26 protein-coding genes, 1 tRNA gene and 1 pseudogene are annotated in these 25,663 nt (G+C 70.8%); 16 read left to right on the top strand and 12 right to left on the bottom strand.

Features of this window, described 5'->3' with window-relative positions; genetic code table 11:
- Positions 1-98 precede the first annotated feature (98 nt).
- The 4 genes from QOM21_RS21070 (at position 99) to QOM21_RS21085 (ending at position 4,744) form a co-directional block, all read left to right on the top strand.
- The gene (locus tag QOM21_RS21070; RefSeq protein WP_407552227.1) at positions 99-1,382 is read left to right on the top strand and encodes a homoserine dehydrogenase; all 1,284 of its coding nucleotides are present in this window, start codon (positions 99-101) and stop codon (positions 1,380-1,382) included.
- 40 nt (positions 1,383-1,422) lie between these two features.
- The gene (gene ccrA / locus QOM21_RS21075; protein WP_407552229.1) at positions 1,423-2,748 is read left to right on the top strand and encodes a crotonyl-CoA carboxylase/reductase; all 1,326 of its coding nucleotides are present in this window, start codon (positions 1,423-1,425) and stop codon (positions 2,746-2,748) included.
- Between the two features lie 72 nt (positions 2,749-2,820).
- A complete protein-coding gene (locus QOM21_RS21080; protein ID WP_407555740.1) occupies positions 2,821-3,720 on the top strand; it encodes a 3-hydroxybutyryl-CoA dehydrogenase in 900 nt (299 codons plus the stop codon).
- A gap of 25 nt (positions 3,721-3,745) precedes the next feature.
- Positions 3,746-4,744, top strand: coding sequence for a 3-oxoacyl-ACP synthase III family protein (locus QOM21_RS21085; protein ID WP_407552231.1), 999 nt, complete (start codon positions 3,746-3,748; stop codon positions 4,742-4,744).
- A 100-nt stretch (positions 4,745-4,844) separates the two neighbouring features.
- On the opposite strand, the gene QOM21_RS21090 is transcribed toward QOM21_RS21085, so the two are convergent.
- On the bottom strand, positions 4,845-6,923 hold the full coding sequence (locus QOM21_RS21090; protein WP_407552232.1) for a restriction endonuclease: 2,079 nt from the start codon (positions 6,921-6,923) through the stop codon (positions 4,845-4,847).
- A 237-nt stretch (positions 6,924-7,160) separates the two neighbouring features.
- Between QOM21_RS21090 and QOM21_RS21095 the strand changes: the two genes are divergently transcribed.
- Both QOM21_RS21095 and QOM21_RS21100 read left to right on the top strand, forming a co-directional pair.
- Positions 7,161-7,835 carry a hypothetical protein gene (locus QOM21_RS21095; protein WP_407552234.1) on the top strand — a complete coding sequence of 225 codons (675 nt, stop codon included), beginning with the start codon at positions 7,161-7,163 and terminating at the stop codon, positions 7,833-7,835.
- 204 nt (positions 7,836-8,039) lie between these two features.
- Complete coding sequence (locus tag QOM21_RS21100; RefSeq protein ID WP_407556028.1) at positions 8,040-8,237, top strand: LysM peptidoglycan-binding domain-containing protein; 198 nt, start codon at positions 8,040-8,042, stop codon at positions 8,235-8,237.
- Positions 8,238-8,394: 157 nt separating this feature from the next.
- On the opposite strand, the pseudogene QOM21_RS21105 reads toward QOM21_RS21100, so the two are convergent.
- A pseudogene (locus tag QOM21_RS21105) lies at positions 8,395-8,733 on the bottom strand (peptidoglycan-binding domain-containing protein); the annotation flags it as partial.
- A 137-nt stretch (positions 8,734-8,870) separates the two neighbouring features.
- Between QOM21_RS21105 and QOM21_RS21110 the strand changes: the two are divergent.
- Complete coding sequence (locus QOM21_RS21110) at positions 8,871-9,080, top strand: hypothetical protein (RefSeq protein WP_407552236.1); 210 nt, start codon at positions 8,871-8,873, stop codon at positions 9,078-9,080.
- Positions 9,081-9,170: 90 nt separating this feature from the next.
- On the opposite strand, the gene QOM21_RS21115 is transcribed toward QOM21_RS21110, so the two are convergent.
- The 3 genes from QOM21_RS21115 to QOM21_RS21125 all read right to left on the bottom strand — a co-directional run bounded on the left by QOM21_RS21115 (position 9,171) and on the right by QOM21_RS21125 (position 9,853).
- A tRNA-Arg gene (locus QOM21_RS21115) sits at positions 9,171-9,243 on the bottom strand.
- Positions 9,244-9,305: 62 nt separating this feature from the next.
- Positions 9,306-9,677, bottom strand: a complete 372-nt coding sequence (locus QOM21_RS21120) for a hypothetical protein (RefSeq protein WP_407552238.1) — start codon at positions 9,675-9,677, stop codon at positions 9,306-9,308.
- Positions 9,674-9,853 (bottom strand): hypothetical protein, encoded by a 180-nt coding sequence (locus tag QOM21_RS21125; RefSeq protein WP_398553990.1) that lies wholly within the window; start codon positions 9,851-9,853, stop codon positions 9,674-9,676. Before QOM21_RS21125 ends, QOM21_RS21120 begins: the two co-directional genes overlap by 4 nt.
- An 86-nt stretch (positions 9,854-9,939) precedes the next feature.
- On the opposite strand from QOM21_RS21125, the gene QOM21_RS21130 reads away from it, so the two are divergent.
- Positions 9,940-10,710: a TetR family transcriptional regulator gene (locus QOM21_RS21130; RefSeq protein WP_407552239.1), complete on the top strand. Its 771-nt coding sequence runs from the start codon at positions 9,940-9,942 to the stop codon at positions 10,708-10,710.
- 9 nt (positions 10,711-10,719) lie between these two features.
- Here the strand turns inward: QOM21_RS21130 and QOM21_RS21135 are convergent, their stop codons facing one another.
- On the bottom strand, positions 10,720-11,967 hold the full coding sequence (locus QOM21_RS21135) for a M6 family metalloprotease domain-containing protein (RefSeq protein WP_407552241.1): 1,248 nt from the start codon (positions 11,965-11,967) through the stop codon (positions 10,720-10,722).
- A 97-nt stretch (positions 11,968-12,064) separates the two neighbouring features.
- Positions 12,065-12,907 carry a rhomboid-like protein gene (locus QOM21_RS21140; protein WP_407552243.1) on the bottom strand — a complete coding sequence of 281 codons (843 nt, stop codon included), beginning with the start codon at positions 12,905-12,907 and terminating at the stop codon, positions 12,065-12,067.
- A gap of 367 nt (positions 12,908-13,274) precedes the next feature.
- Between QOM21_RS21140 and QOM21_RS21145 the strand changes: the two genes are divergently transcribed.
- Positions 13,275-13,925 (top strand): TetR/AcrR family transcriptional regulator, encoded by a 651-nt coding sequence (locus tag QOM21_RS21145; RefSeq protein WP_407552245.1) that lies wholly within the window; start codon positions 13,275-13,277, stop codon positions 13,923-13,925.
- A 180-nt stretch (positions 13,926-14,105) separates the two neighbouring features.
- Positions 14,106-15,629, top strand: a complete 1,524-nt coding sequence (locus tag QOM21_RS21150) for an MFS transporter (protein ID WP_407552247.1) — start codon at positions 14,106-14,108, stop codon at positions 15,627-15,629.
- A 121-nt stretch (positions 15,630-15,750) separates the two neighbouring features.
- Here QOM21_RS21150 and QOM21_RS21155 read toward each other — a convergent pair whose 3' ends face one another.
- Positions 15,751-16,248 (bottom strand): MarR family winged helix-turn-helix transcriptional regulator, encoded by a 498-nt coding sequence (locus QOM21_RS21155; RefSeq protein ID WP_407552249.1) that lies wholly within the window; start codon positions 16,246-16,248, stop codon positions 15,751-15,753.
- 175 nt (positions 16,249-16,423) lie between these two features.
- Between QOM21_RS21155 and QOM21_RS21160 the strand changes: the two genes are divergently transcribed.
- Positions 16,424-17,191, top strand: coding sequence for a DODA-type extradiol aromatic ring-opening family dioxygenase (locus QOM21_RS21160; RefSeq protein WP_407555741.1), 768 nt, complete (start codon positions 16,424-16,426; stop codon positions 17,189-17,191).
- A 38-nt stretch (positions 17,192-17,229) separates the two neighbouring features.
- Here the strand turns inward: QOM21_RS21160 and QOM21_RS21165 are convergent, their stop codons facing one another.
- The gene (locus tag QOM21_RS21165) at positions 17,230-18,279 is read right to left on the bottom strand and encodes a questin oxidase family protein (protein WP_407552251.1); all 1,050 of its coding nucleotides are present in this window, start codon (positions 18,277-18,279) and stop codon (positions 17,230-17,232) included.
- A 341-nt stretch (positions 18,280-18,620) separates the two neighbouring features.
- Here QOM21_RS21165 and QOM21_RS21170 point away from each other — a divergent pair, with 341 nt between their 5' ends.
- Together QOM21_RS21170 and QOM21_RS21175 are read left to right on the top strand one after the other, a co-directional pair.
- Positions 18,621-19,046, top strand: a complete 426-nt coding sequence (locus tag QOM21_RS21170; RefSeq protein WP_407552252.1) for a pyridoxamine 5'-phosphate oxidase family protein — start codon at positions 18,621-18,623, stop codon at positions 19,044-19,046.
- Between the two features lie 124 nt (positions 19,047-19,170).
- Positions 19,171-19,707: a pyridoxamine 5'-phosphate oxidase family protein gene (locus QOM21_RS21175; RefSeq protein WP_407555742.1), complete on the top strand. Its 537-nt coding sequence runs from the start codon at positions 19,171-19,173 to the stop codon at positions 19,705-19,707.
- Between the two features lie 29 nt (positions 19,708-19,736).
- Here the strand turns inward: QOM21_RS21175 and QOM21_RS21180 are convergent, their stop codons facing one another.
- From QOM21_RS21180 to QOM21_RS21190, 3 genes are all read right to left on the bottom strand, one after another.
- Complete coding sequence (locus QOM21_RS21180) at positions 19,737-20,492, bottom strand: YoaK family protein (protein ID WP_407552254.1); 756 nt, start codon at positions 20,490-20,492, stop codon at positions 19,737-19,739.
- Positions 20,493-20,752: 260 nt separating this feature from the next.
- Positions 20,753-21,274, bottom strand: coding sequence for a hypothetical protein (locus QOM21_RS21185; protein ID WP_407552256.1), 522 nt, complete (start codon positions 21,272-21,274; stop codon positions 20,753-20,755).
- Positions 21,275-21,339: 65 nt separating this feature from the next.
- On the bottom strand, positions 21,340-21,951 hold the full coding sequence (locus QOM21_RS21190) for a GNAT family N-acetyltransferase (RefSeq protein ID WP_407552258.1): 612 nt from the start codon (positions 21,949-21,951) through the stop codon (positions 21,340-21,342).
- Between the two features lie 172 nt (positions 21,952-22,123).
- On the opposite strand from QOM21_RS21190, the gene QOM21_RS21195 reads away from it, so the two are divergent.
- The 3 genes from QOM21_RS21195 (at position 22,124) to pfkB (ending at position 25,214) form a co-directional block, all read left to right on the top strand.
- The gene (locus tag QOM21_RS21195) at positions 22,124-23,125 is read left to right on the top strand and encodes an RNA polymerase sigma factor RpoD/SigA (RefSeq protein ID WP_407552260.1); all 1,002 of its coding nucleotides are present in this window, start codon (positions 22,124-22,126) and stop codon (positions 23,123-23,125) included.
- A gap of 302 nt (positions 23,126-23,427) precedes the next feature.
- Complete coding sequence (locus QOM21_RS21200) at positions 23,428-24,270, top strand: DeoR/GlpR family DNA-binding transcription regulator (protein ID WP_407552261.1); 843 nt, start codon at positions 23,428-23,430, stop codon at positions 24,268-24,270.
- On the top strand, positions 24,267-25,214 hold the full coding sequence (pfkB, locus tag QOM21_RS21205; protein WP_407552263.1) for a 1-phosphofructokinase: 948 nt from the start codon (positions 24,267-24,269) through the stop codon (positions 25,212-25,214). The genes QOM21_RS21200 and pfkB overlap by 4 nt, the downstream gene beginning before the upstream one ends.
- The last annotated feature ends 449 nt before the right edge of the window (positions 25,215-25,663 follow it).

Below are 25,663 nucleotides of genomic sequence, written 5' to 3' on the forward strand. Positions count from 1 at the left end.
TCGCGAACCCGCCGGCCGGCGCGGGCCTTCCCCCCCCCGCCGGCCGGTACCCCCGGCATTCCCGCATACACATCGGCCTTCGGAGCGGAGTAGTCGAAATGCGCACACTGAAAGTAGCGCTGCTGGGCTGTGGAGTCGTCGGCAGCGACGTCGCCCGCTACTTGGAGAGACACGCCGCCGACCTCACCGCGCGCATCGGGGCCCCGGTGGAACTCGCCGGGATCGCCGTCCGCCAGGCCGGTCTGCCCCGTCCCGGTGTGCCGGAGCACCTCATCACCACCGACGCGGACGAACTGGTGCGGCGCCCGGACGTCGATGTCGTCATCGAGGTCATCGGTGGAATCGACCGCGCCCGCGACCTGATCACGACCGCGTTCGCGCACGGCGCCTCCGTGATCAGCGCCAACAAGGCGCTCATCGCCGCGGAGGGTGCCCAACTGCACGCCGCGGCCGCGGCACACGGCGTGGACCTCTCCTACGAGGCCGCCGTCGCCGGCGCCATCCCGCTGCTGCGGCCGCTGCGCGAGTCCCTGGCGGGAGACCGGGTCCGCCGCGTCCTCGGCATCGTCAACGGCACCACCAACTTCATCCTCGACAAGATGGACTCCCACGGCGCCGACTACACACAGGCGTTGAAGGAGGCGACCGCGCTCGGCTACGCCGAGGCCGACCCCACCGCCGACGTGGAGGGCTACGACGCCGCGGCCAAGGCCGCCATCCTCGCCGGGTTCGCCTTCAACACCCGCGTACGGCTCGACGAGGTGCACCGCGAGGGCATCACCGCGATCACCGCGGCCGACATCGACAACGCCAAGGCCGTGGGCTGCGTCATCAAGCTCCTCGCCGTCTGCGAACGTGGCGCCGACGGCTCGTCCGTCACCGTCCGCGTGCACCCGGCGATGATCCCGTCGACCCACCCGCTGGCATCGGTACGCGGCGCGTACAACGCCGTCTTCGTGGAGGCCGAGGCGGCAGGACAGCTGATGTTCTACGGCCCCGGCGCGGGCGGGGCGCCCACCGCCAGCGCGGTGCTGGGCGATCTGGTCGCGGTGTGCCGCAACAAGCTGGCGGGCGTCGCCGGGCCCGGCGAGGCGGCGTACAACCGGCTCACCGTGTCCCCCATGGCGGATGTCGTCACCCGCTGCCATCTCAGCCTCGACGTGACCGATCAGCCCGGCGCCCTCGCCGAGGTGGCCACGGCCTTCGCCCGGCACGGCGTCTCCATAGAGACCTTCGCCCAACGGCGTCGGGACGGCGGCTTCGCCCTGGCCATGTCCACGCACCACACCACGGACGCCGCGCTGTCCGCGGCCATGTCCGAGCTGCGAAATCTGGACCACGTCCACGGTGTCACGAGCATCATCCGCGTCGAGGGGACCTGAATTCCGGCCCCCGAGAGGGACGAAAATGAAGGAGTTAGCCATGGATTCTTTGGCCGAGGCCGTACTGCACGGCGCATCCGCGGACGACATCGCACGCGAGCCCGTACCGCAGGAATACGTGGCCGCACACATCAACGCGGCCGACACCGGAATGTTCGAAGGGGTGGCGGACAAGGACGTACGCAAGTCCATCAACGTCGGCCGGGTCCCCATGCCCGAGCTGGCACCTGATGAGGTCCTCATCGCGGTGATGGCCAGCTCCATCAACTACAACACGGTGTGGTCGGCGACCTTCGAGCCGCTGCCCACCTTCCAATTCCTCAAGCGCTACGGCAAGGTCGGCGGTTTCGCCGCCCGCCATGACCGGCCCTACCAGGTCGTCGGATCCGACGCGTCCGGAGTCGTGGTCCGCGCCGGCGCCGGCGTCAACCGCTGGCGGGCGGGCGATCATGTCCTCGTCTCCTGCATCCAGACCGACGACCACGAACCGGCCACGCACAACGACAGCATGCTCAGCGCGGGCCAGCGCGCCTGGGGCTACGAGACCAACTTCGGCGGCCTGGGGCACTACGCGGTGGCCAAGGCCAGCCAGCTCATCCACAAGCCGCCGCACCTCACCTGGGAAGAGTCCGGCAGCAGCATGCTGACCGCGTCCACCTCCTACCGCATGCTGATCGGCGAGAAGGGCGCCCGCATCAAGCTCGGTGACATCGTGCTCATCTGGGGTGCCACCGGCGGCCTCGGCGCCTTCGCCGTCCAGTTGGTGCGCAACGCCGGCGGCATCCCCGTCGGTGTGGTCGGATCCGAGGCCAAGGCGGAAGCGGCCCGGGCCCTCGGCTGCGAGGTGGTGATCAACCGCGCCGAGATCGGTCTGGACGGACCGGCGACGCCCGAGGAGACCATCGAGCGGGCGAAGCGGCTGGGCAAGCTCATCCGCAAGGAGACCGGCGAGGACCCGCATGTGGCCTTCGACTACGTCGGCCAGGCCACGTTCGGCATCTCCGTCTTCGTGGTCCGCCGCGGCGGCACGGTCGTCACCTGCGGATCGAGCACCGGATATCAGCACAGCTACGACAACCGCTATCTCTGGATGAATTCGAAGCGGATCCTCGGCTGCCATGCGGCGAATCTGCATGAACAGGCCGAATGCGGCCGCCTTTTCGGCCTCGGCCGGCTCGCCCCGATTCTCTCCACCGTCTACCCGCTCCAGGAGGTCGGAGAGGCGGCACGCCTGGTCCAGCAGAACCGGCACACGGGAAAGGTCGGCGTGCTGTGCCTGGCTCCGGAAGAAGGACTCGGCGTGACCAACCCGCAGCTGCGCGAACGCATCGGCGCCGCACGCCTGAACCCGCTGCGCAACCTCTGATCGTACGGGCCTGATCGAACGGAAAGAGTCACCATGTCGCACCAACTGATAGACCCGATGAGCATGGCGGACATGCCGTCGGTTTCGCCGGCCGAGTCGGCTGCTGCGGCCGCGCAGCGCGTTCTGAGGGTGGGGGTCGTCGGTTGCGGCGTGATGGGCGCCGGACTGGCCGAGGTCTGCGCGCGGGCCGGACGCGAGGTACGCATCGTGGCCTCCGGGGACGAGGGGATGGCGCGCGGCAGGCGACGGCTGGAACGGTCGCTGGCAAACGGTGTACGCAAGGGCAAGATCACCGAAGCCGACCGTACGACGCTGCTGGAGAGGATTTCCTTCGTCACCGACCTCGGAGATCTCGCGGACCGGCAGCTGGTACTGGAATCCGTGCCCGAGGACGAAGCCACCAAGCTGGAGATCTTCACCGCTCTGGACAAGGTGGTCGAGGACCCGGAGGCCATTCTCGCCTCCAACACCTCGTCCCTTCCGATCGCCAAGCTGGGCCGGGCCACCGCACGGCCGGGCCGAGTGGTCGGGGTGCATTTCTTCAACCCGGTCTCGGTGCTGCCGCTCGTCGAGGTGATCAGTTCGCTGCTGACCGCCGAGCGGACCACCGCCGTCACGGAGGCATTCGTCACCGACGTCCTGGGCAAGGAGGTCGTCCGGGCCGGCGACCGCTCCGGATTCGTGGTGAACGCACTGCTGATTCCCTATCTCATCTCCGCCATCAGGATGCTGGAATCCGGATTCGCCACCGCCGACGACATCGACCGGGGCATGAAGCTCGGCTGCTCCCACCCGATGGGACCGCTGGCACTGGCCGACCTCATCGGCCTGGACACCGTCGCCGCGGTCTCCCAGGCCCTGTACGAGGAATTCAAGGACCCCGCCCACGCGGTGCCTCCGGTGCTCTCCCGCATGGTCGACTCCGGGCTCCTCGGGAGGAAGACCGGCCGCGGTTTCTACAGCTATGAATGACGACGCCCCACGGGAGGCACGCGCCATGTCACATCAGTCCATCGGGATCCTCGGAACCGGTTCGTACGTACCCGAGCGGCACGTCAGCAATGCAGAGGTGGCCGAACGCGTCGGCATTTCCGAGGAATGGATCGAACGCAAGACGCAGATAACCGGCCGTCGTTATGCCGCTCCCCATGAAGCGACATCGGATCTCGGTCTGCACGCCGCGAACGCCGCGCTGAAACGCTCCGGCATCGCCGCCGGCCAGATCGACTACCTCATCGTCTCCACCTCGACCCCGGACTCGCCGCAGCCGCCCACCGCCTACCACGTACAGCGCGGGCTGGGTGCCGATGCCGCCGCCTGCTTCGACATCAACGTGGTCTGCAGCGGCTTCGTCTACGGCCTGAAGCTGGCCCGCAGCCTGGTCGCCTGCCACCCCGGCAGCCACGCGCTGGTCGTCGCCGCCGACGTCTACTCCCGGATCCTGGACTTCTCCGACCGCCGCACCGCCGTGCTGCTGGGCGACGGCGCCGGCGCGGCCGTCGTCGGCGAGGTACCCGAAGGACGCGGCTTCGTGGACTTCGAACTGGGCAGCCGGGGCGACGCCCATGAGCTGATCCGCGTGGAGGCGGGCGGCAGCCGGATACCGACCTCCCCCGAGACCATCGCGGAGGGCGGCCACTACTTCCGCATGGAAGGCAGGGGCGTCCGCGACTTCGTCATGGAGAACTTCCCGCCCTTCGTGGACCGGCTCTGCGCCAGGACCGGCATCCCCCGGGAAGCCGTCCAGCACTTCGTCCCGCACCAGCCCAACGGCGTCCTGCTCACCGAACTCGTCGAACACGCGGGCCTGTCCCACGCGTTCACCCACCGCACCCTCGAACGCTACGGCAACGTGGGCGGCGCCTCCTGCGCGGTCACCCTCGACGAGGCCAACAAGTCCGGCCACCTGGAAGACGGCGACCTGGTCCTGATAGGCAGCTTCGGCGGCGGCATGTCCATAGGCGCCGGCCTCCTGCGCTGGTCCGACACCACCTGACCCCTGAGCGAACCCTGGAGCGAGCCCACCCCGCCGGAGGGCGGGGTGGGCTTTGGGGTGAGGGCCGTCATCGGGCACCCGGGCACGGCCCGGGCTGCTATCAGGTCACATCGATGCCGTACTCCTGGACCAGTTCCTCCAAGCCGCCTCGGTAGCCCTTGCCTCCGGTGACGAACTCCCAGTCACCGTTGGAACGGCGGCGGAACGACCCCAGGACGAGAGCGGTCTCGCCATCGCGGCCGTCGGAGACCTTCAACTGGTCGAGCGGTGTCCCCTCGGAGTCCAACAGCCGGATACCGGCGTCGGCGAACCCGGACAGGTCGGCCCCGGGGTTGGCGACCGGATCGACCGCGGCGATGACGACCAGGCGGTCGGCACACGCCGGTAGGGCATCGAAGGAGACCTGGATGGCCGCTCTGTCCGGCGCGACGGGGAGGAGCGCACGGACCGCGCCATCGGGTGTGCGGGGGTTGTTGTAGAAGACGAAGTGGTCGTCGTCCAGGACCCGGTTGCCGTGGCATACGAGTGCGCATACGTCCAAGCCGACACTGCCCGACCAATACATGCCCAATACGTTGTGGTCGTCCGCGCTGCTCTCATCAACAGGCGCTGTCCGCTGGGCGGGCACCGTGCGTTCACCACTGCCCAGCCGCCCGCGCAGCCCGTGGCGGTGCAACAGATCGACCAGTTCGGAGCCGGCCACCAGTTCCAAGGGCTTGCCGTTGGCGAAGGTGTGCGAGCCGGGGCCGAATCCGGACGTCGTGACCAGCACACCCTTGTTGGCGCCGGCGTCCTGGACGGTGCCGTACAGGTCGCGGACAGCTGTCGGAGGCACGGTGTTGCGATAGCGCTTGACCTGTACGACGATCTTGCCGCCGCGAATCGGGGTCGGATCCAGCGCATCGACGTCCACGCCCCCGTCGTTCGAGCGCTGAGTGGTCACGGCCTGCATCCCCATGGCCCGGAACAGATCGGCGACCAGTGCTTCGAAGGCGAGGGGATCCATGTCGTACAGATCCGGCTCCGCGTCGCCGCCATGGGTGACGACGCTGTTGCCGACATCCTCGGGAACGCGCCCGGGCCGCACGGTCGCGTACTGATCGGGGCGCGACGACAGCTGCCCCCGGAGCCCGTCCACCAGGCAGTCGACGGCGTTCACCTGCTCCAGATGCAGCGCGGTGAACGCCGGACGCGAGGCCATCACGGTGCCGAGGAACATGGGAGCACGCCGGCCGGTCGTCGGGTCGTGATCGTCCACGAACCCGTTCAACGCAACCGAATCCAGCGCACCGAACTCATCGGCCGCGAAGAGTTCACGCAGGACCAACAGGAGACACTGCGCGAGTACGTCCCGGTACAGGGCGCGGCGCTGAGTGACCGGTCGCGGCGACTCCTTCTCCTGATCGGCATTGATCATGTACCGCACCGACTTCGCCTCCGGGACGACGTCGTACCTGGGCAGCTCCCAGTTCAGTACCAACTGGCGCGCCCCCGAGTCATACGCGGCGGACACCTGGCGCGGCAGGTCCTCCGGCCATCCCGTCGAGGCGTAGAGGGCAGCGGAGAAGTACTCCACAGCGGCCTCGGGATCCCCGTTGCGCAGCCCCGTCGTCATCTCCGCGATGCCGGCGTTGTACCGACGGATCTCGCCCAACTGCGCCTCGGCCCACTGCTGGTACTGCAGCTGGTAGTCGGCCAGCACGCGCTGACGCTGCGCTTCGGCGGCCTGTGCTGCCTGCCAGTCGCGCTCGTACCTGGACCGGGCCTCCGCTTGCGCCTGGGCCCGCCGTCCGGCGGTCCAACCGCCCTGCGGCTGGTACTGGTTCGCGTCCGGCATACGGAGGGGGTGCGCGAGCTGCCCCGGGGAGAACGCCTCGACCTGCTCCGCACGGGTCAGCGCAGCGGCCCTGAACGCCGGAGCCCGGCACCCCGCCGCTAAGAGGCCCTGCAACGCCTCGACCCGCGCGTCGATCTCCTCCGTGCGCCGCCGGGCCTCCGCCTCGCGCTGCTCGCGGTATGCCGCTTTCTGCTCACGGTGGCTGCGCGCCATCTCCCGCTGATAGGCGCGTTGTTGCCTGTCCTGGTCCCGCTGGTATCTGGCTTGCGCCTCACGTTGACGTTGCTGTTGGCGCTGCGCTTCAGCCCAGACACCGACCAACCCATTGGAGCGACGGCTCATGCTCTACAGGCCCTCCCCACCAGCGACTCGGCGTGCGTGCACCGAGCCCTGACCCCATAACCAGCAGTGATGAGGCGACTCTAGTCGGCAACCAACCGCGCGCCCATGCCCTTGCTCCAGATGACCTCAACTCCACCCCAACCTGCTCATACCAGAGTTGAAAAGTCAGGCATGCCGACCGGACATGCCCCATAGGCTGCGGCACACGGCGCGCCGCCGCCATGGGAGGAGCCACCGTTGGACGACCGGTTACGAAGCCTCGTCGACACCCACGCCGGGCGCAGCCAGGCCCCGGTGCGATTCCGTCCCGAAACCTGGCGCCCATGGCTGGAGCCCCACGGGGCCGGAGGGGTTCTCGACGCGGGCAAGGAGTGCCGGAGCGACCCGAGCGACCGCCTGATCAGCCGGGACGACTTGACGGCGATAAGAGCGCGCGCCGGCGACGACCCCGACGGGCTGCGCGACCTGTTCGCGGCCGTCATGATCTGGGGCTCGGGCACGACCAATGGACGCGGCCCACGGCACACGCACGCAGCCCTGTCCGACGTCCGCCTGCGGACCGTTCTGCGGACCACGCGCGAATCGGTCCGGCAAGGGGACGTGAGCGCGGCCTACAGCCAGTTCGTCCTCAACGGCGTCCGACGCTCCTTCTTCACCAAATGGTTCGCGGCCGTGGACGACCGAGGCCCCGGGAGTGACCGCGCCCTGATCCTCGACAACCGCGTCCTCCGCTCACTGAACGCCCTCGGGTGGTCCAGCCATGAGGCGGCAGGCACGCGCCGCTGGCCAACGAGGTACGCCACCTACGTAAGCACCATGCACGGCTGGGCCGGAGCCCTCGGAGTCACAGCCGACCGGCTGGAGTGGCTCCTGTTCGACCTGAACGGCCAGGTCCACACCGACGGCCCCTGAGCCCGCGCGAGCCCGCCGCCAGGCAGGAACCCTGCCGCCCACAAGGGCGCCAGGGCCCACGACCAGCCACTTCTCTGTGCCCCGGCAGGATTCGAACCTGCGACACCTGCTGCCGGGCCCTCAGTGCTCCTGGTGTGGCGGGCCGTGGATGCCTGAACGAAGTGCTTCCGAGCGAAGTCCATCCACCCGGACTAGCGTGGAGATATGACGACAAACACGGCACACACGTACTGCACGGTCAAGTCCGGTGACACGCTCACCGCCATAGCTGCCAGGTTTGGGACGACGGTCGACGAACTCGTGGACTGGAACAGCATTCCTGACAGGAACCACATCGAGGTCGGGCAGCAACTGATCGTCGCCCTGGCGGACGAAGCCATATCAGGGCAGGGCAGCGAGTGATCCTCGCCGAATCGGCACTGATGGCGGTCTGACGAGAGTTTCGGCGGCGGCTGCAGTCCAATCGCTGCCGTCTGCTCACGCTTTCAGAGCGCGCAGACGCTTCAGCAGACACAGTCAGGCGAGTTGGCCCAGAAGATAAGGGGAAAGACCAGGTCTGCGCGCCGATAACGCCGTCGACCGTGATCGCGGCGCACTTCTGGAATCTCTTGGTCGCGGCATCGGTGGCCGGATCGAATGATCCGTCCTCGAGCAGCCCGGCCCTCCGCGTCGACAGGTTGAGGTAGCACTGCGCCTGCTTGAACGCCTCCCCCGACGAACCATGTGTGAGCGTAGGGCGGCTGACGGCGAAATTGCATGGTTGGGTCGGTTGGGTCATCACGAGGCTCCTGTCATGTGCGTGCCTGAGTTCGGTCTGCAGCACCCGAGTTGACTGCGGCACAGCAACGGAGTGCTCGACGGAGTACCGGCCGGCAGCTCCTGGGCCTGTTAAAGGCATGCTGCCGTGGCACTGGTTGCGGCCTCCCGGAGAGGCGCAGGACCGCTCACGCCGCGCGGTGAGGAGTTCCGTCGGGCGTGCCGAGCGGTGGCCAGGGTGGGCGGTCGTCTGTCCCTGGTGCTTCCGGTATCAACCCGGTGGCCTTTCCGGTCGAACTCCTGCCGGACGTACGTGAGCACCTGGAGCACTTCGCCGGTGCCGGCCGGGATGGGCACGTCTTCCTCGGGCCCCGGGGCACGCCGCGAGCCGCGCTGATCTATCAGCACATGGTCAACGGCAGGGACCGTGAGATCGCCGACCGGTGGGGCGCGATGATCCGTAAGACACGGAGTGATGTGGACTCGTAGCGGGCGTTGTGGCACGTGAGTGGCACGGCCGGGTGTAAGCCAAAGGGCCAGTTCGAGAGGTTGTTGCCTCTGAGCTGGCCCTTCTTGGTGTGCCCCCGGCAGGATTCGAACCTGCGACACCCGCTTTAGGAGAGCGGTGCTCTATCCCCTGAGCTACGGAGGCGGGGGGATCGGGAAGATCCGGCGACCAGCGTAGCGGATGGTGGGGTGGGGGTGGGCGGTGTGTCAGCCGCCGATGTGCCAGCTGACCGTGCCGTCGGTGGTGACCAGGGTGAGGAGGATGGCCAGGTCGATGGCGCCGAGGGCGATGCCCAGGAGGGCGCGGCCGCGGCGGTTGGTGTGGTGGGCCAGGGCGAGGCCGCCGAAGATCAGGGCGCAGGGGCCCAGGACGATGTTGCCCACCAGGGTGCCGAGCAGGCCGAAGATGAAGGAGGCCACGGCCATGCCGTCGGCGCGTGAGCGGGACGGCTGCGCGGTGGTGGCCTGGTTCGCGGCCCGGTCGGGTGCGGCGTCGGTCTCGGGGGCCTGGGCCGGCTTCCGGGGGCCCGTGGTGCCGGCGGCGTCGCGCTCGGTGTGGGGCTTGGTGAGGGTGTTCATCGGGTGGTCCCTCCAGCCTTGTGGCGGTGTTCGCGGATGGCGAAGATCAGCAGCCAGCCGGCGATGGCGGCGGCCGCGGCGAGGGCTACGGGGACCGGGAGGTGTGCCGCGGTGCCCAGCAGTACCCCCAGTAGGAGCAGGGCTGCGACGAGGAAGAGCATGATCTGCCTTTCCAACTCAGAGGACAGTTGTTCACTCAGTTATCGAGTCTACGGCCGCCCACGGGTGGATGTGGTCGGAGAACGGTTGTTTACTGGATGACATGAGTCACACCCTTGGGGTCCGGCAGGCCCAGAAGCAGAAGACCCGTCAGGCGCTGCTCGACGCGGCGCTCGGCCTGTTGGAGGAACAGAGCCTGAGCAGCCTGGGGTTGCGGGAGGTCACGCGCATGGTGGGCATCGCCCCGACGGCGTTCTACCGGCACTTCCGGGATCTCGGTGAGCTGGGAGTCGCGCTGGTCGAGGAGGCGTTGGGCAGTCTGCATGTGATGGTGCGCGCGATCCTCGCCGAGCAGGCGGCGGCCGAGGAGCGGATAGACCGTACGGTCGCGGTGGTGGAGCGGCATGTGCGTGAACATCCCGCCCATGTGCGGTTCGTGGCGCGCGAGCGGCACGGCGGGGTGCGGGCGGTCCGGCTGGCCATCGCGGACGAACTCGAGCGGTTCGCGGCCGAGGTGGCGGCCGCGCTCAAGACGCAGCCGGTGTCGGAAGGGTGGACCGACGAGGACGTCCGGATGCTGGCGGAGCTGTATGTGGACCGGCTGGTGACGACGGCCGCGGAACTGCTCGACGCCGAGGATGCCGCGGCGCTCGCCGCCGCCGCTGAAGGGGCGGAAGCGGGTGGAGGGGCGGAAGCGAATGACGGGGGCACGCGGGAGGGCGCTTCGGGCGCCGGTATGGGGCGCGATGGCGCGCCCGCCACGGTCGAGGGGCAGCGTGAGCGCGTCGTACGGGTCGCGCGGCAGCAGCTGCGGCTGATCAGCATCGGTCGCCGTCATTGGCGGGAGCGGGAGCAGGTGGAAGAGGGGGAGTGAACCGCCGGCCTATGTGCGGGCCGGGGTGACGCGTATGCGGTAGCTGCCGTCGGGGTTCTCGGTGAGGACGGAGACGGCCGCGCCGCTCTTGCGGTCGCTGTAGGTGGTGCCGGGGCGGAACGTGGCGTCGGTCAGTTCGGCGTTGACGTACTTGTCCTTGGTGAAGCAGCCGCCGCTGCGCGGTGTGGCGTCCACGACGCGCAGCGGGCCCCGGCCGGAGGCGACGTGGGCGGCGACGCGGTAGACGAGGACGCCGGGACGGCAGACCGCCGGGTCGAGGGGGCCGCGGCTGCGTGCCTCGACGACGAGGGCGGTGCGCGGGGAGGTCGGTATCACGACGATCTTGGTGCCACCGCGGGCGGGCGTCGGGGTCAGGACGTGCTCGGTGGGCGTGCCGTGGCGCGGGGCGCAGCGCACCTGGCCGGCGGAGAGCCAGCCGAGCTTCCACTTGTGCCAGCCGAGGAAGTCGTTGGTCGGCCCCCAGTCCTCGTCCATCGGGTCCCAGTGGCCGACCGCAGGCGAGGTGCCGTGGCTGTCGGTGTAGTAGAGGTCGGGGAGCCCGAAGGAGTGTGCGTTCTCGTGGTTGAGGACGCGGAAGGCGCTGTCGCCGGTCTGCCGGCTCCAGATGAAGGACGCGTTCCGGAACGGCACGCCGTCGGCCGTCCGCAGGCCCATGTCGCCGCCGCTGAAGGTGACCGACAGGACCGTACGGGTCGCGGGCGGGCCCGCGTTGGGCGCGGCGAGGACGTTGACGATGTCGTAGTCGCGGAAGTCGACGGAGGGGTCGACTGCCCTCACGATCTCCCGGGAGAGGGCGTGGTAGCCGGTGTCGGACGCCGGGTCGAAGGTGCCGCCGCGGGTGATGCCGTAGGCCGCGAGGGGCCGGGCCATCCGTATCCACTTCAGCAGTGGCCTGGGCCGGTAGTCGAGCTTCCCGTAGGAGCTGGCGCGGAAGTAGTCCGTCGCGGCCGGGAAGAACTCGGCGAAGCGGGCCGCGGGGGATATCTCGGCACGGGCGTCAGGGAAGTCGATGAAGAGGGTGAGGGCCTTCACGGTGCCGTGCGAGCGGGCGTAGCCGGTGGGGGTGGAGGAGGCTTCGGCGACGTTGTTCTGGATGCCGCGCAGGGCGCACGGCCCGGTGGGCTGCGTACCTGCCTGCGGGGGTTTGGCCGCGGCGGTGGGTGGCGAGCCCAGCGCTATGGCGGCGGCCGCGGTGGCCGCGCCGGCGGCCAGGGCCGCGGATATCTTCTGCATCATGCTGATCACCCTGTGTCACCGGGTGATCGCTCGCGCGCGGGGTTAGGTCATCTGGAGTCAACGGGAGTCGGTGAGGCCGGTGGCCGGTGGCCGGAGGTCATGGGGACGGCGGAGGCGCAGGGGGAGACGGGGCGCGGGCAGGCGGAGCCGGGGGCGTGGCCGAGGGGGTGGCGGCGCTCCAGGTGCCGGGCCGGTGTCGGACGAGGGGGTAGCAGGCCAGGCCGATCACCACGGACGCGAAGTGGCCGATGTCGGTGAAAGTGGGGTGGCCGGTGGCCAGCGGGGCGGTGTAGAGGGCGAGGATCCCGGCCGCGTAGAGGTGGCTCCAAGGGCGGGGGAGCCGGTAGGCGAGGACGGCGATGATCCCGGCGAGGGCGTAACTGACCCCTACGTCCAGGGTGTTGACGGCCGAGCGCGGGGCCAGGCCGGCGTCGATGGCGAGTGCCAGTACACCCTCGCTGAGGTAGGTCGCGCCGATGTGGGCGGTGCCCAGGACGGCCAGCCAGCGTTTGGTGCCCAGCCAGCGCTCGGCGGGGACGTGGAAGACCTGGTAGAGGACGAAGTAGCGCGACCAGTCGCCGCCGTCGAGCCAGAGCGCGCTGGTGAGCAGCACCTGGCCGGGCGAGAGCAGCAGATTGTGGATGTTGGTCGAGCGGTGCTGCAGGAAGCCTTCGGTGAAGTCCGGGGCCTGCTGGTTCATGATCGCCGAGGTCGCGAGCAGGATCACGAGCCAGGCGTGGGCGCCGGGTGCCCGGCGGACGTATGCCACGGGGGCAGTCAGCAGGACGGAGGTCGCGGCGAAGGGCCGGGAGGGCGCTTCGGCGGGGCGGGCGGAGGCCGGCGCCGGGGGACGACGAGGGGCCCGGGTGCGGGCTCGGACGGCGGCCCTGAGGGCGGTCCAGGCGGTGCGAGGGGCGGCGAGCCGGGGCCTTCGGCGCATAAGGGATAAATTAGCAACGTCCGTGCGGGAGGGGTGGAGGGGGTACGGCTCGACGGGTGAGTTCGCCCGCGCGGGGCGGGCGTGGCCGTCGCTCAAAGGCGTCTCGTGCCGGTGGCGGCTGCGGGGGCCGTGGGGCGCGACGCGCGTCTGCGATGGGCGCGATGCCAGGTGTGACGCAGGTCACTCAAGCGTGCGAAATATCCGGGGAGGGTGTCCCCGTTTAACGAGACGTTGGCGCGAAACGGGGAGCATGTCCCCGGTTCGCTCCGGTGTCGTGGCGGCCGTCCCGCCGACCGCGACCGTCCGTCCTGACCCGCCCGGTCCGCCGTACGGCTCGGGACGCCCGAGAAGTGAGAGGAGTGCCGCCGTGACCGCCACCGACAGCCGTACGAAGCCCCCGCAGCCGCGTCTGCGGGCCGATGCCCTGCGCAACCGGGAGCGGATCATCGCGGCCGCCCGCCAGACGATGGTCGAGTTCGGCGCCGAGGTGTCGCTCGATGAAATCGCTCGACGGGCCGGGGTCGGCAATGCGACCCTCTACCGCCACTTCCCGGATCGCCTTGAGCTGATCCATCACGTCACGCTCTCCGTCATGTCCCGCACCGCGGACTGCGCGGAGGCCGCCCTTGCCGAGGAGCCCGATGCCTTTCGAGCGCTGAGGCGCTTCGTCCATGCCGCGGTGGAGGAGCGCATCGGTGCCCTGTGCCCGCTGCTATCCGACGGTGTGGATCTCGACCATTCCGAACTCCGCGCGGCCCGCGGGCGCCTGGAGACGGCCATCGAGGCCGTCATGGGTGCCGCGCGCGACAGCGGCCAACTGCGTACCGACATCGCCGTCGGTGACCTGATGGTCGCCCTCACCCAGCTCACCCGCCCGCTGCCGGGCAGTGGCTGTATCGACTTCGACAAGTTCGTGCACCGGCACCTGCAGCTGTTCCTGGACGGCCTGCTGACGCCCGCGCGCTCCGAACTCCCCGGTGCCGCGGCCACCCTGGAAGACCTCAGGCACCGGTCATGAGCTGAACCCCGGCCCTTCCGGCCGCCCGCTCCACAGGTCGTCGCGCGCCCGATGCCTGCCGTCCGGCCGTCCCCGGCCTCGGCCCCTCCGGTCGTAGCGACCTCACCACATCCGTTCGCCCCAACTCTTCGTCACCCACGTCCCGTTATTCGCTCACCGCACCACTAGGTGGACCCAGCCATGCCTGAAACAGCCCCGTACGTCGATCCCCGGCGCTGGAAAGCGCTCATATTCATCGCCCTCGCGCAGCTCATGGTCGTCCTCGACGCGACCATCGTGAACATCGCGCTGCCCTCGGCCCAGGCCGACCTCGGCATCACCGACGCCAACCGGCAGTGGGTCATCACCGCCTACGCCCTCGCCTTCGGCGGTCTGCTGCTCTTCGGCGGGCGCATCGCCGACCTGTGGGGGCGTAAGCGCACCTTCATCATCGGTCTGGTCGGGTTCGCCCTCGCCTCGGCGATCGGCGGCGCCGCGGCCAACCAGGGAATGCTGCTGGGCGCGCGTGCGCTGCAGGGCGCCTTCGGTGCGCTGCTGGCGCCCGCCGCGCTCTCGCTGCTCGCGGTGACCTTCACCGAGGCCAGGGAGCGCGCCAAGGCGTTCGGCATCTTCGGTGCGATCGCCGGTGGTGGCGGCGCCGTGGGGCTGATCCTCGGTGGCGTGCTGACCGAGTACATGAACTGGCGCTGGACGTTCTTCGTCAACATCCCGTTCGCCGTCGTCGCCGCGACCGGCGCGGTCCTGGTCATCCGCGAGCCCTCGGAGAGCCGTAACCCCTCCCGGCTGGACGTCCCCGGCGTCATCCTGGCCACACTGGGTCTGGTCTCGCTGGTCTACGGGTTCACCCGCGCCGAGTCCGACGGCTGGCTGGCCGCCCCGACCATGGGCCTGTTCGCCGCGGCCGCCGTGCTGCTACTGGCGTTCGTGCTCGTCGAGTCCAAGGTGAAGGCGCCGCTGCTGCCGCTGCGGGTGGTCGCCGAGCGGAACCGCGCCGGTGTCTACGCGTCGCTGGGCCTGGCCATCATCGGCATGTTCGGTCTGTTCCTCTTCCTGACCTACTACCTGCAGATCGTGAAGGGCTACACCCCGGTCGTCACCGGCCTGGCCTTCCTCCCGATGATCGTGGGCATGATCGTCGGCTCGACGCAGATCGGCGCCCGGCTGATGACCCGGGTCCGGCCGCGACTGCTGATGGCGCCCGGCTTCCTGGCCGCCGCCCTCGGCATGCTGGTGCTGACCCGGATCGACCTGGACACGTCCTACCCGGCGCTGATCCTGCCCGGCTTCCTGCTGCTGGGCCTCGGCATGGGTACGGCGTTCATGCCGGCCATGTCACTGGCCACGCACGGCGTCCAGCCGCGGGACGCCGGTGTCGCGTCCGCGATGGTCAACACCTCGCAGCAGGTCGGCGGCGCCATCGGTACGGCGCTGCTGAACACCATTGCGGCGAGTGCCACCACGGCGTACGCCACGTCGCACGCCGCCGGTGCGCGCTCCGTGGATCTGCTCAAGCTCCAGTCGATGGTGCACGGCTACGCCACCGCCATCTGGTGGGCCGTCGGCATCCTCGTCCTGGCGGCGGTCATCGCCTTCACCTTCATCAACACCGGTCATCAGGGCGGCAGTTCCGCCGTCGGCTCCTCGGGTGACGGTGCGGCCGCGGCCGAGGGCGACGAGGTCCGGGTGCCGGTCATGGCGCACTGAGGACGTTCCGCGGGACGGCGGCGCGGCGGGGCTTCCCGTACCGTCCGCCGGCCCGTGGGAATCCGGAAATCCGACAGGCGTCGGCCTCCCGGCCCCTCGCACCTCCGATGTGTCGGAGGCGTCAGCGGAGCCAGGGGAGGTCGGCGCCTTCCGGCTGCAGGCCGTCGGCCATCGCCCGGCAGATCTGGGCGAGTTGGCCGACCTGCTCGGGGGAGAGGCGGTCGAACATGGCGGCCCGGACGGCGGCGACATGGCCGGGGGCGGCCTTCTCCAGGACCCGCAGTCCCTCGTCCGTGAGGTGGGCGTTCTGGCCCCGCTTGTCGGACGGGCAGTCCTCGCGGCGCACCCAGCCGTTCTTCTCCAGGCGGGCGATGGCGTGCGAGAGCCGGGAGCGGGTGATCTTGGCGTTCTGGGCCAGCTCGGTCATCCGCAGGCGGCGGCGCGGGGCGCGGGAGAGCTGGACGAGCAGGCCGTAATAGACGTGCGGCATCCCGGCGTCGCGTTGCAGCTGGCGGTCGAGGTGGTCCTCCAGGAGCGTGGTGGCGTGGAGGTAGGACTGCCAGGCGTACTGCTCCTCGTCGCTGAGCCAGCGGGGCTCGGCTGCGGGTTCGTTGCTCATAGCATCCATTCTCTCACCGTCCACCCGGTTATTGAAGATTTAACAAAGAGTGCGTTATGGTGGGATTATTGCTTGAACTCTCAAGCAGTGCGTCCTTCAGGATTGCCCGGCGCGTACCTGGTGCCCGGTACCCGGTACCCGCCGAATGTGACGTTGTGGAGTTGCCATGTCCGTGATGCCGGCCCTCTACCTCAGCCATGGCGCGCCGCCGCTCGCCGACGACCCGGTGTGGCCCGGACAGCTCGCTGCCTGGGCCGCCGAACTGCCCCGCCCCGAGGCGGTGCTCATCGTCTCCGCGCACTGGGAGGAGGCCCCGCTCGCGCTCGGCGCCACCGAGACGGTGCCGCTCGTGTACGACTTCTGGGGCTTTCCCGAGCACTACTACACCGTCCGCTACGCCGCCCCGGGCGCTCCCCGGCTCGCCGACCGCATCCGGAGGACACTGCGCACCGCAGGTACACCCGTGCAGGACATCCCCGACCGCGGGCTCGACCACGGCGCGTACGTCCCGCTGGTCGAGATGTTCCCGGCCGCCGACATCCCCGTGCTCCAGATCTCGATGCCCACCCTCGACCCGCGCCGACTGTATGAGATCGGCCGCAAGCTCGCGCCGCTGCGCGAGGAGGGCGTACTGATCGTCGGCAGCGGCTTCTTCACCCACAATCTGGCGGCGCTGCGGCACCGCGGTGACGGTCCGCCCGCCTGGTCGGCGGAGTTCGACGAGTGGGGGCAGCAGGCGCTGGCCGCCCAGGATCTCGACGTGCTGTTCGACTTCGCCCACAAGGCCCCGGCCGGGCAGCTGGCCCATCCGCGCACCGAACACTTCGCGCCGCTCTTCGTGACGCTGGGAGCCGCCGACGCCCAGGGGCAGCTGGACAGCGGGCGCAGCGTCATCGACGGCTTCTGGATGGGGCTGGCCAAGCGGTCCGTGCAGTTCGGGTGAGGGGACGGCGGGGCCGTGGCCCCCGCGCCGCTTCCGCCTCAGACGTCGCGGCGGATCAACTCCAGGGCGCGCACGGCGGCCGCCAGGGCGCGGTCGTCGCCGTCCGGCGTCCATGAGGCCACGTCCAGCGCGGTGTCGGTGAACTTGATCGCGTGCTCGTCGCCGTGTGCGGTGGCCCGGGTGAAGACCTCTTCGGGATCGAGCGTCCCGGTACGCAGCGGCGGCAGCGGCTCGTCGGGGGTGTAGACGGCCGTGAGCGCGGCACTCGCCGCCCAGGCCGCGCCCAGCGAGGGCGCCCACAGCTCGCGGGGGAGCGCGGGCAGGGTCCGCAGCACGGCGTTGGGTGCGGTGGCGGCGTGTACGAGCAGCACCTCGTCACCGTGCCCGTAGTCGAGATAGCGATGCGTGGCCGCCCGTACCAGCGCGGCCAGTTGGGTGCGGGCGGCGTCCGGCTCCTGCGGAGCGTCGACGGCCTCCGCGGCGGCCTGCCAGCCGTCGGTCCCGGGCAGCTGGGCCAGGCCCTTGAGGACGCCGACCTGCTGGTCGGCGACGTGCGGGAGGGAGGCCAGCGCGTCGGCGGGGGAGGCGGTGCCGGCCGGCCGCACGGTCACCGGCAGCGGCGTGTGGCGCGCGGCCCAATAGCCCAGAGCATGCGCCAACTCGGCGATCCGCGGCGCCTCCTCGCCCTCCTCCAGCAGGGTGCGGACGGCGTGCCCGACGCGGATGACGGGGTGCGTCGCGGCGCCCGCGATGCCGGGCAGCAGCCGGGGCCACCACTCGGCCAGCACCTCGCGCCAGGGGCGTTCGGCGACCTGCCGCGCCATGTAGCGGGTCCAGTCGGTGACCCTGCTCGGATCTCCCATCGCCTGCTGCCAGTTGGCGTCGGTGAGGGGGGACTGCGGGCTCGGGACCGCCTCCAGCTTGGTGGCGTAGTGGTCGACCCAGCGGTGGACGGAGCCGGCCCGGCCGTGCCGGACCAGGGCCTCGACGGCCATCGGGCCGTGATTGCTCAGGAAGCCGCGGAACTCGGGGCCGGTGGTGTGCAGGCGCTCCAGGGCTTCGTCGAGGGTGCCGCTCGTCGTATCCATGCTTCGAGGCTAGGACGGCGGCCCGCCGCGGCGGAACGGTCGGCGGCCCTACACCGGAGGTCGCACGCTTCGCGGCCGGGACCTAGGCGGAGAGGCGGGACGGTGCGGGTCCGCCGGCGGGTGACGGGCGGTATCGGGTGCCTTGTGTGAGCGTGGGAGGGCGGCTCGGGGCGCGGTTCCGAGGTATGACGGGTTCCGCTGCGGACTGCGGACTGCGGACTGCGGACTGCGGACTGCGGACTGCGGGCTGCTGGGACTGCGGATCACCGGGCTGCGGCCGTGGATCGCGGTCCGGTGGTTCGGTGACCCGGCGGGCCCATTGACCTCACGAGGAGTGTGCGATGTCGCTGACTGTGGAGGAACGCGAGCGGTTCTTCGCCGAGCCGCTGGTCGCCGTGCTGTCGGTCGCGGCGGGGAGCGAGCGCGGGCCCGTGACGGCGCCGGTCTGGTACGCGTACCGGCCGGGTGACGACATCATGCTGTTCACCGGCCGGGCGTCCCGTAAGGCACGGCTGATCGAGCAGGCAGGCCGCTTCACCCTGACGGTGCAGCGCACGTCGCCGTCCTATCGCTACGCCGCCGTCGAGGGGCCCGCCGCCTTCGTCGCCGTCACACCCGAGCTGGTCGAGAGGGTGGCGCGCCGCTATCTGCCGGCCGACGAGGTCCCGCGGTACGCGCGCGACGTGCTCAGCCGGGGCGAGGAGCTGATCGCGATCCGGCTGCGGCCCGAGCGGTGGAACGCGGCGGACCTGGGGCCCTCCCACTGAGCGGGCCCGCGAGGGCCCCGCGAGGAGAGCTGCCAGGGGACTCCGCCCGGGACTCCGCGAGGAATCCGGACAGTAGACGTCAGGTATGGGCGGCAAGGTAAACCCCATGACGACGGGTGGAGCCATGACGACGGGTGGAGCCATGACGGGTGAGATGGCGGACGGGGCGGCGGCGTGGTCGGAGATCGTGTCGGCGGAACCGGAGTTCGCGGCGCGGGTGCAGGAGCGCTTCGGGGCGTTCGAGCACCACGTCCTGGGAACCCTTCGCAAGGACGGCGCACCGCGACTGACCTGCCTGGAGGCCGACTTCCGCTTCGGTGAGCTGTGGCTCGGGATGATGCCGGGCTCCCGCAAGGCGCTCGACCTGCGCCGCGACCCCCGCTTCTCGCTGCACGCCAACCCCGGACCGGGCACGGACACGGCGGGCGGCGATGTGCGGGTCTCCGGGCGGGCGGTCGAGGTGACCGACCCCGAGGTGGTCGCGCGGTACGCCGCCGCGGTGCGGCCCCCGGAGCCGTTCCACCTGTTCCGGGCGGAGCTGACGGAGATGGTGCGTACGTCGATCGGCGATCCGTATGTGGTGCTGGAGACCTGGCGGCCCGGCCGGCCCTTGCGCACCGTGCGGCGCAAGAGCGATGACTCGCCGCCAGAGGTGAGGTGAACGACGCACCGCGGATCAGCCCGGAGCGGCTATGCGTGGGGGCGTTGCCACTCGGCTTCTTTCCTTGAAAGTACGGCGACCATCGCCGCGGCGATCAAGAGCAGAGCGATGGCGAGGAGCAGCGGCGCGCGCACGTCGCCAACCCGAAGGAGAAGGCCACCGCAGAACGCGCCGAACACCACGGTCAGGACCGAGACCACCCCGCTGGTCACACCCCGGCCTCTGCCACCGGCCAGTTTCGAGTCGGCGGCGACAGCGGTGAAGGTGAGCGTCGCCACGATCGTTCTCATGTCCTTCAAGTTGACCTGCCGGGTGAGCGCCGCTTGGAAGCCCATTCCGCATGCCAGGGCGGCGATCGCGGCCCAGCGTCGGGCGGAGGGCACCGTCCCTCCCTCGTCCACTCCCCACAGCAGGGCGACCGCGATAACGACCAGTACCACCACGACTGTTGCGCTTCCGCACAACAACCACCCCCGGTGGTGCGCCAGCGACTGCACGGCCCTGCCACCGGCGACACAGCCGACGAGGAATGCCCCGATCGCGACGGCGGACGGGGTCACGGCTGTCCCCACTGCCGACAGGCCGAACCCGACGAAGATGAGATTGCCGGCCATGTTGGCGACGAAGACTTTGCCCAGCACGAGATAGCTGACCGAATCCACCAACCCGGTCACCGTCGTCAGCAACAACAAGAGGGCGGGAAGGGGGCCGTCGGAGCCGCCAAGGAGAGTCCGCAGGGGATCGGCCCTCTCGGGAGGGCCGTCATCGCTGTGAACCGCTGCCACGGCCTGTCTCCCACCAGCTACTTTCGCAGGGAGAAACACCGTACCGTCGCGCCCCGACGAGAGCCTGATGACACGCTGTCCGCCGGTGGCTGCTCTCCACCGGCGGTCGCGTATTTCCGTGACTGCCGCTCACGCGGCAGGAGCAGCGCACCCGAACTCGCCGAAATGCAGGCAGGGTCTTTTCTCATGAAGCCGCCGGAATTCGCGGCGAGTTCTGCGGAGAGCGCATTCCTGCGCGGTGGCGGGTTGGCGGCCCGCCGTCAGTGGGCGCCGTGCGGGCGGTGGACCCTGCGCGGACGGTGCAGGCCGTGCGACTCGCGCACCCGGTGGGTGCGGAAGAGGTACAGCGAGACGACGAACATGCAGCCGGCCATGAACAGGCCCCAGCCCACGGACTTCAGCACCGAGGGCCCGCTGATGCTGTAGAGCCAGCCCATCGCGCAGCCGAAGAGCGCGGCATATGCCAGCGCCCGGGTCTCCGTGAGCATCGAGGACTGGAAGTGCACCAGCACCAGCCCCAGCGCACCGGAGACCACTGCCGCGATCAGTCCGAGCAGCGCCGCCTGGGCGCCCTTGGCGCCGCTGGTGTGGTCGAGCCAGATCGTGTAGCAGCCGAAGCCGAGGGCCGCGAGGACGGGCAGGACCACCTTTGCCGACAGATGGCGCCCGGCGGGCGGCCGCGAAGGCGTCCCGGAGTCGTTGGCCGTCGCGCCGTGCTCGGCGTCGACGGTGCCGTGGGAGCGGGCCGCACCCGTGTCGCGTCGGCGAGCGTGCTTCTGCATGGCGGGCTCCTCTCGATTGCCCTCCTGTCCAGGCGACACCCGGTCGCCGTCCGCGGCAACCGGAGTCAGCTCAGATCCTTCTGGTACCAGGCGACGTCCCAGTAGCGGCCGAATTTGCGGCCCACCTCCGTGTACGTACCGATGTGCCGGAAGCCGAACCGGGCGTGCAGGCGGACGGATGACTCGTTGGGCAGGGCGATGCCGGCGTACGCGCGGTGGACGTCCTCGCCCGCCAGGGCTTCGAAGAGGGCCTCGTAGAGCAGGGTGCCGACGCCGCGGCCGACGGCGCGTGGCGCGCAGTAGACCGTGACCTCCACGGAGGTGGCATAGGCCGCCTTCGGCCGGAACGCGCTGCTGGTCGCGTAGCCGAGCAGGGCGCTGTCGTCCCCGGTGCGGCCCCCGGCGCCGTCCCCGCAGCCACCCCCCGGTTCGTCGCCGTCCTGGGGCCCGGGGCGCGGGCCTGTGGGTTTGCCGTCCGCCTCCTGGGCAACCAGAAGTCGATGAGGGCCGTCTTGTGGGTGGGAGGCCAGCCACGGACGGCGCTGCTCGCAGGAGAAGGGCTCGGTGTCGAACGTGAGGGGCGTCTCGCGGATGTAGTGGTTGTAGAGCTCCGTGAGGGCCCCGAGGTCCGCCGCAGAGCCCGCCCTGACCTGCACGTCCCTGCGCTCCGGCAGCATGCGACCTCCCTCGGTGAGGGGGCAGGGTACTGCATGATCACAAAAAAGGACGGCGGCAGGGGAATTCTGTCCGGATTCCAGCCGTTGTTTCCTTCGGACGGGTCACTCGGTCACCCATCGGGTTTCCCGCGCCACCGTCCCGCGACCGACTCATCGCAAAGGGAGCACACGCATGGCAACCCGTGCCGTCGCCCGTCGTCAGGCCACCAGCAGCGGTTCTGAGGGGGCCAGCAGCGTTCGCGCCGTAGGCGGGGAGATCGCCGACCGCGACCTGGTCGGCATGTATCTCGACGAGATCGCGCGCACCCCGCTGCTGGATGCCGCGAAGGAGGTCGAGCTTTCCCAGACCATCGAGGCGGGCGTCTACGCCCAGCAGATCCTGGACGGCGAGGTCACCGAAGGCAATGCCGCAGGTGCCGACCGTGAGGAGCTGGAGGCGCTGGTCGCCGAGAGCGCAAAGGCCAAGGACGTCTTCATCCGTTCCAACCTTCGGCTCGTCGTGGCGGTCGCCCGCCGCTACCCGCGCGCCGGTCTGCCGCTGCTGGATCTGATCCAGGAGGGCAACGCCGGTCTGGTGCGCGCGGTGGAGAAGTTCGACTACGCCAAGGGCTTCAAGTTCTCGACGTACGCGACGTGGTGGATCCGCCAGGCCATCACCCGCTCCATCGCCGACCAGTCCCGCACGATCCGGCTGCCCGTGCACCTCGTCGAGGAGCTGGGCCGGATCCGCCGGGTGCAGCGCGAGTTCAACCGGGAGAACGGCCGCGACCCGGAGCCCGCGGAGGTCGCGGGCGAGCTGGGCTCCACGCCCGCCCGTGTCACCGACGTCCTCGACTGGGCCCGCGACCCGGTCAGCCTCAACATGTCGGTGGACGACGACGGCGACACCCAGTTCGGCGATCTGCTGGAGGACACCTCCGCGGCCTCGCCCGAGCAGTCCGTGCTCTCGCTGCTGCGCAGTGAGGAGCTGGAGGGCCTGATCGACCGCCTCGACCACCGCACCGCCTCGATCATCAAGGCGCGCTACGGCATCGAGGACGGCCGCGAGCGCACGCTGACCGAGGTCGGCAAGCAGCACGGCCTCACCCGTGAGCGGATCCGCCAGATAGAGAAGCACGCGCTCCTCGACCTGAAGCGGATGGCCGGCGACACGGGGTTCGACGCCGCCGCGTAAGGCAGCGCGCCCCGTTCGCGCTCCGTGACCGATCGCGCGAGATTGTCCGTGAGCGAGCCCCGATGCCGTTTCCGGCGTCGGGGCTCCTTTGTGTGGGTGGGGTCTGCCCGGCGTGGGTGTGCCGACTGCCGACTGCCGACTGCCGACTGCCGGCCGCCGCAGGCGCCTGCGGCGGCCGACCGAAGGTGCGGGCCATGTCCGTTTGAGTCCGCAGGCTGCCCGGATCTGTTTACTTCACAGAAATGTGTGCGTAGCATCGCGCTGAAACCACAGTTTCGGGCATCGAACGGACGCAAACGCTGATGTATGCACCTGAGCGCCAGCAGGAGATTCTGCGGCTCGCCCGCGAGGGCGGGCGGGTGGACGTGCTGTCCCTCGCCGAGGAGTTCCAGGTCACCGCCGAGACCGTACGGCGCGACCTGAAGGCCCTCGACCGCGCGGGCCTGGTGCGCCGAGTGCACGGCGGCGCCATCCCGGCCGGTCGGCTGGACTTCGAGCCGGACCTGGCCCAGCGGGACGTCGTCGCCGCCGACGAGAAGCTGCGCATCGCACGCGCCGCGCTCGCCGAACTCCCCCGGAGCGCCAACGGCGGGCCCGGCGACGGCGCGGCGGACCCGCCGTCCGCGGCCGCTTCCGCCGCTGCCCGCTCCGGCGGCCCCACCGGCACCGTGATCATGGATGCCGGGACCACCGCGGCCCGGCTCGCCGCCGAGATGCCGCTGGACGCCGAGCTGACCGTCGTCACCCACGGTCTGCCGGTCGCCGCCCGGCTGGCCGACCACCCGGGGCTCACCCTGCACCTGGTGGGCGGCCGTATCCGGCACCGCACGCGGGCCGCGGTCGACGACTGGGCGCTGCGCGCCTACCGCGAGATCAACGCCGATGTGCTGTTCCTCGCCACCAACGGTTTCTCCCTGGACGGCGGCCTGACCACCCCCGACCTCGCCGAGGCCGCGGTCAAACGGGCGCTGATCGCCGCCGCCCGCAGGGTCGTCCTGCTCGCCGATTCCGCCAAGTTCGGGCAGCAGCACTTCGCCCGCTTCGGCGAGCTGTCGGACGTGGACCTGCTCATCACCGACACCGGGCTGAGCCCCGACGACGCCCTCGCCATCGAGCGCGCGGGTACGGAAGTAGTGCGCGCATGATCCTCACCGTCACCCCCAACCCCAGCCTGGACCGTACGTACGAGATCCCGGCGCTGGAACGCGGAGCCGTGCTCCGGGCCACGGCCGACCGGATCGACCCGGGTGGCAAGGGCGTCAATGTCTCGCGTGCGGTCGCCGCGGCCGGCCACCGCACCCTCGCGGTGCTGCCGCTTGGCGGGCCCGCGGGCGCGGCGCTCGCCGGGCTGCTGAGCGCCGAGGGCATCGAGGTGGCCGGTGTGCCGGTGGCGGGCCAGACCCGCTCCAACATCTCCGTCGCCGAGCCGGACGGCTCCCTCACCAAGATCAACGCGACCGGCCCCGAACTGACCGCGGAGGAGTCCGAGGCGCTGCTGGCGACGGTCGGTGAGCGATCCGCGGGCGCCGACTGGATCGCCTGCTGCGGCAGCCTGCCGCGCGGCCTCGCGCCCGAGTGGTACGCCGAGCTGGTCGCGCGGGCCCACCGCGCCGGCGCGCGGATCGCCCTGGACACCTCCGGCCCCTCGCTGACCGCCGCGCTGCGCGAGCGCCCCGACATCGTCAAACCGAACGCCGAGGAGCTCTCCCAGGCCGTCGGCCGCCCGCTCGCCACCATCGGCGACGCGGTCAAGGCCGCGGAGGAGCTGCGCACCTCGGGCGCGCGCGCCGTCCTCGCCTCGCTGGGCGCGGACGGCCAGCTGCTGGTCGACGACGACGGCGCCCACTTCGGCAGCGCCCGTGTCGCCGCGGTGCGCAGCAACGTCGGTGCGGGCGACGCCTCGCTCGCCGGTTTCCTCGCCGCGGGCGGCACCGGGGTTCGCGCCCTGGCCGCGGCGGTGGCGCACGGCGCGGCCGCCGTCCAGCTCCCCGGCAGCGCGATGCCGACGCCTGACGACCTGGCTCCGGCGGCCGTCACGACGACCGACGACGTCCCCCTCGACCGCCCGCTCACGGAGCCGGTGTCATGAACCGGCACGGCGCGGGCTTCGAGCGGCGGGCCGCGGAAGGCCCGGCGGGGCGTTCCGGAGCCGGTCCTGGATACGCCGCGCGTCCTGCCGCCCTCGACCTCCGCACGGCCCGGCTTCGGGCCGACAGTCGGCGGACCCGCCCTCGTGGCGACAACAGACCGGCCGATGCCGCTCCGGGCCACCCCCGCCCGGCCTTCGGCCGTGACCCGGTGTTCGGCCGCCACCCGGCCGATCGGGCACCCCGGCGCCGCCCTTGCGGCCACCGAGCGGCCGACCGGCACCGCTGCCGGCCTCGCTGCCGGGGCCTCCGCTCCACCCCGCCCGTCCCCCTACCACCGCACCGCGTACCGCCCCACTGCGTACCACCCCCATACGCACTCGCGGCGCACCTCCGTCCCCATGTGCACGCCCCCTCCCATTCCCCGTCCCGTCCCCACCGCCCCCTCGGC

Source organism: Streptomyces sp. Pv4-95, from assembly GCF_045782725.1.
In the GTDB taxonomy this organism is placed as follows: Bacteria; Actinomycetota; Actinomycetes; order Streptomycetales; family Streptomycetaceae; genus Streptomyces.

Bases quoted from the DNA above. Each gene is read 5' to 3' on its own strand.
- QOM21_RS21100 (WP_407556028.1), top strand. From the start codon at position 8,040: ATGACGACAAACACGGCACACACGTACTGCACGGTCAAGTCCGGTGAC.
- QOM21_RS21135 (WP_407552241.1), bottom strand. From the start codon at position 11,967: ATGATGCAGAAGATATCCGCGGCCCTGGCCGCCGGCGCGGCCACCGCG.
- QOM21_RS21165 (WP_407552251.1), bottom strand. From the start codon at position 18,279: ATGGATACGACGAGCGGCACCCTCGACGAAGCCCTGGAGCGCCTGCAC.
- QOM21_RS21200 (WP_407552261.1), top strand. From the start codon at position 23,428: ATGTATGCACCTGAGCGCCAGCAGGAGATTCTGCGGCTCGCCCGCGAG.
- QOM21_RS21190 (WP_407552258.1), bottom strand. From the start codon at position 21,951: ATGCTGCCGGAGCGCAGGGACGTGCAGGTCAGGGCGGGCTCTGCGGCG.
- QOM21_RS21070 (WP_407552227.1), top strand. From the start codon at position 99: ATGCGCACACTGAAAGTAGCGCTGCTGGGCTGTGGAGTCGTCGGCAGC.
- QOM21_RS21090 (WP_407552232.1), bottom strand. From the start codon at position 6,923: ATGAGCCGTCGCTCCAATGGGTTGGTCGGTGTCTGGGCTGAAGCGCAG.
- QOM21_RS21185 (WP_407552256.1), bottom strand. From the start codon at position 21,274: ATGCAGAAGCACGCTCGCCGACGCGACACGGGTGCGGCCCGCTCCCAC.
- QOM21_RS21120 (WP_407552238.1), bottom strand. From the start codon at position 9,677: ATGAACACCCTCACCAAGCCCCACACCGAGCGCGACGCCGCCGGCACC.
- ccrA (WP_407552229.1), top strand. From the start codon at position 1,423: ATGGATTCTTTGGCCGAGGCCGTACTGCACGGCGCATCCGCGGACGAC.
- pfkB (WP_407552263.1), top strand. From the start codon at position 24,267: ATGATCCTCACCGTCACCCCCAACCCCAGCCTGGACCGTACGTACGAG.
- QOM21_RS21150 (WP_407552247.1), top strand. From the start codon at position 14,106: ATGCCTGAAACAGCCCCGTACGTCGATCCCCGGCGCTGGAAAGCGCTC.
- QOM21_RS21160 (WP_407555741.1), top strand. From the start codon at position 16,424: ATGCCGGCCCTCTACCTCAGCCATGGCGCGCCGCCGCTCGCCGACGAC.
- QOM21_RS21175 (WP_407555742.1), top strand. From the start codon at position 19,171: ATGACGACGGGTGGAGCCATGACGGGTGAGATGGCGGACGGGGCGGCG.
- QOM21_RS21140 (WP_407552243.1), bottom strand. From the start codon at position 12,907: ATGCGCCGAAGGCCCCGGCTCGCCGCCCCTCGCACCGCCTGGACCGCC.
- QOM21_RS21195 (WP_407552260.1), top strand. From the start codon at position 22,124: ATGGCAACCCGTGCCGTCGCCCGTCGTCAGGCCACCAGCAGCGGTTCT.
- QOM21_RS21155 (WP_407552249.1), bottom strand. From the start codon at position 16,248: ATGAGCAACGAACCCGCAGCCGAGCCCCGCTGGCTCAGCGACGAGGAG.
- QOM21_RS21080 (WP_407555740.1), top strand. From the start codon at position 2,821: ATGCCGTCGGTTTCGCCGGCCGAGTCGGCTGCTGCGGCCGCGCAGCGC.
- QOM21_RS21085 (WP_407552231.1), top strand. From the start codon at position 3,746: ATGTCACATCAGTCCATCGGGATCCTCGGAACCGGTTCGTACGTACCC.
- QOM21_RS21130 (WP_407552239.1), top strand. From the start codon at position 9,940: ATGAGTCACACCCTTGGGGTCCGGCAGGCCCAGAAGCAGAAGACCCGT.
- QOM21_RS21170 (WP_407552252.1), top strand. From the start codon at position 18,621: ATGTCGCTGACTGTGGAGGAACGCGAGCGGTTCTTCGCCGAGCCGCTG.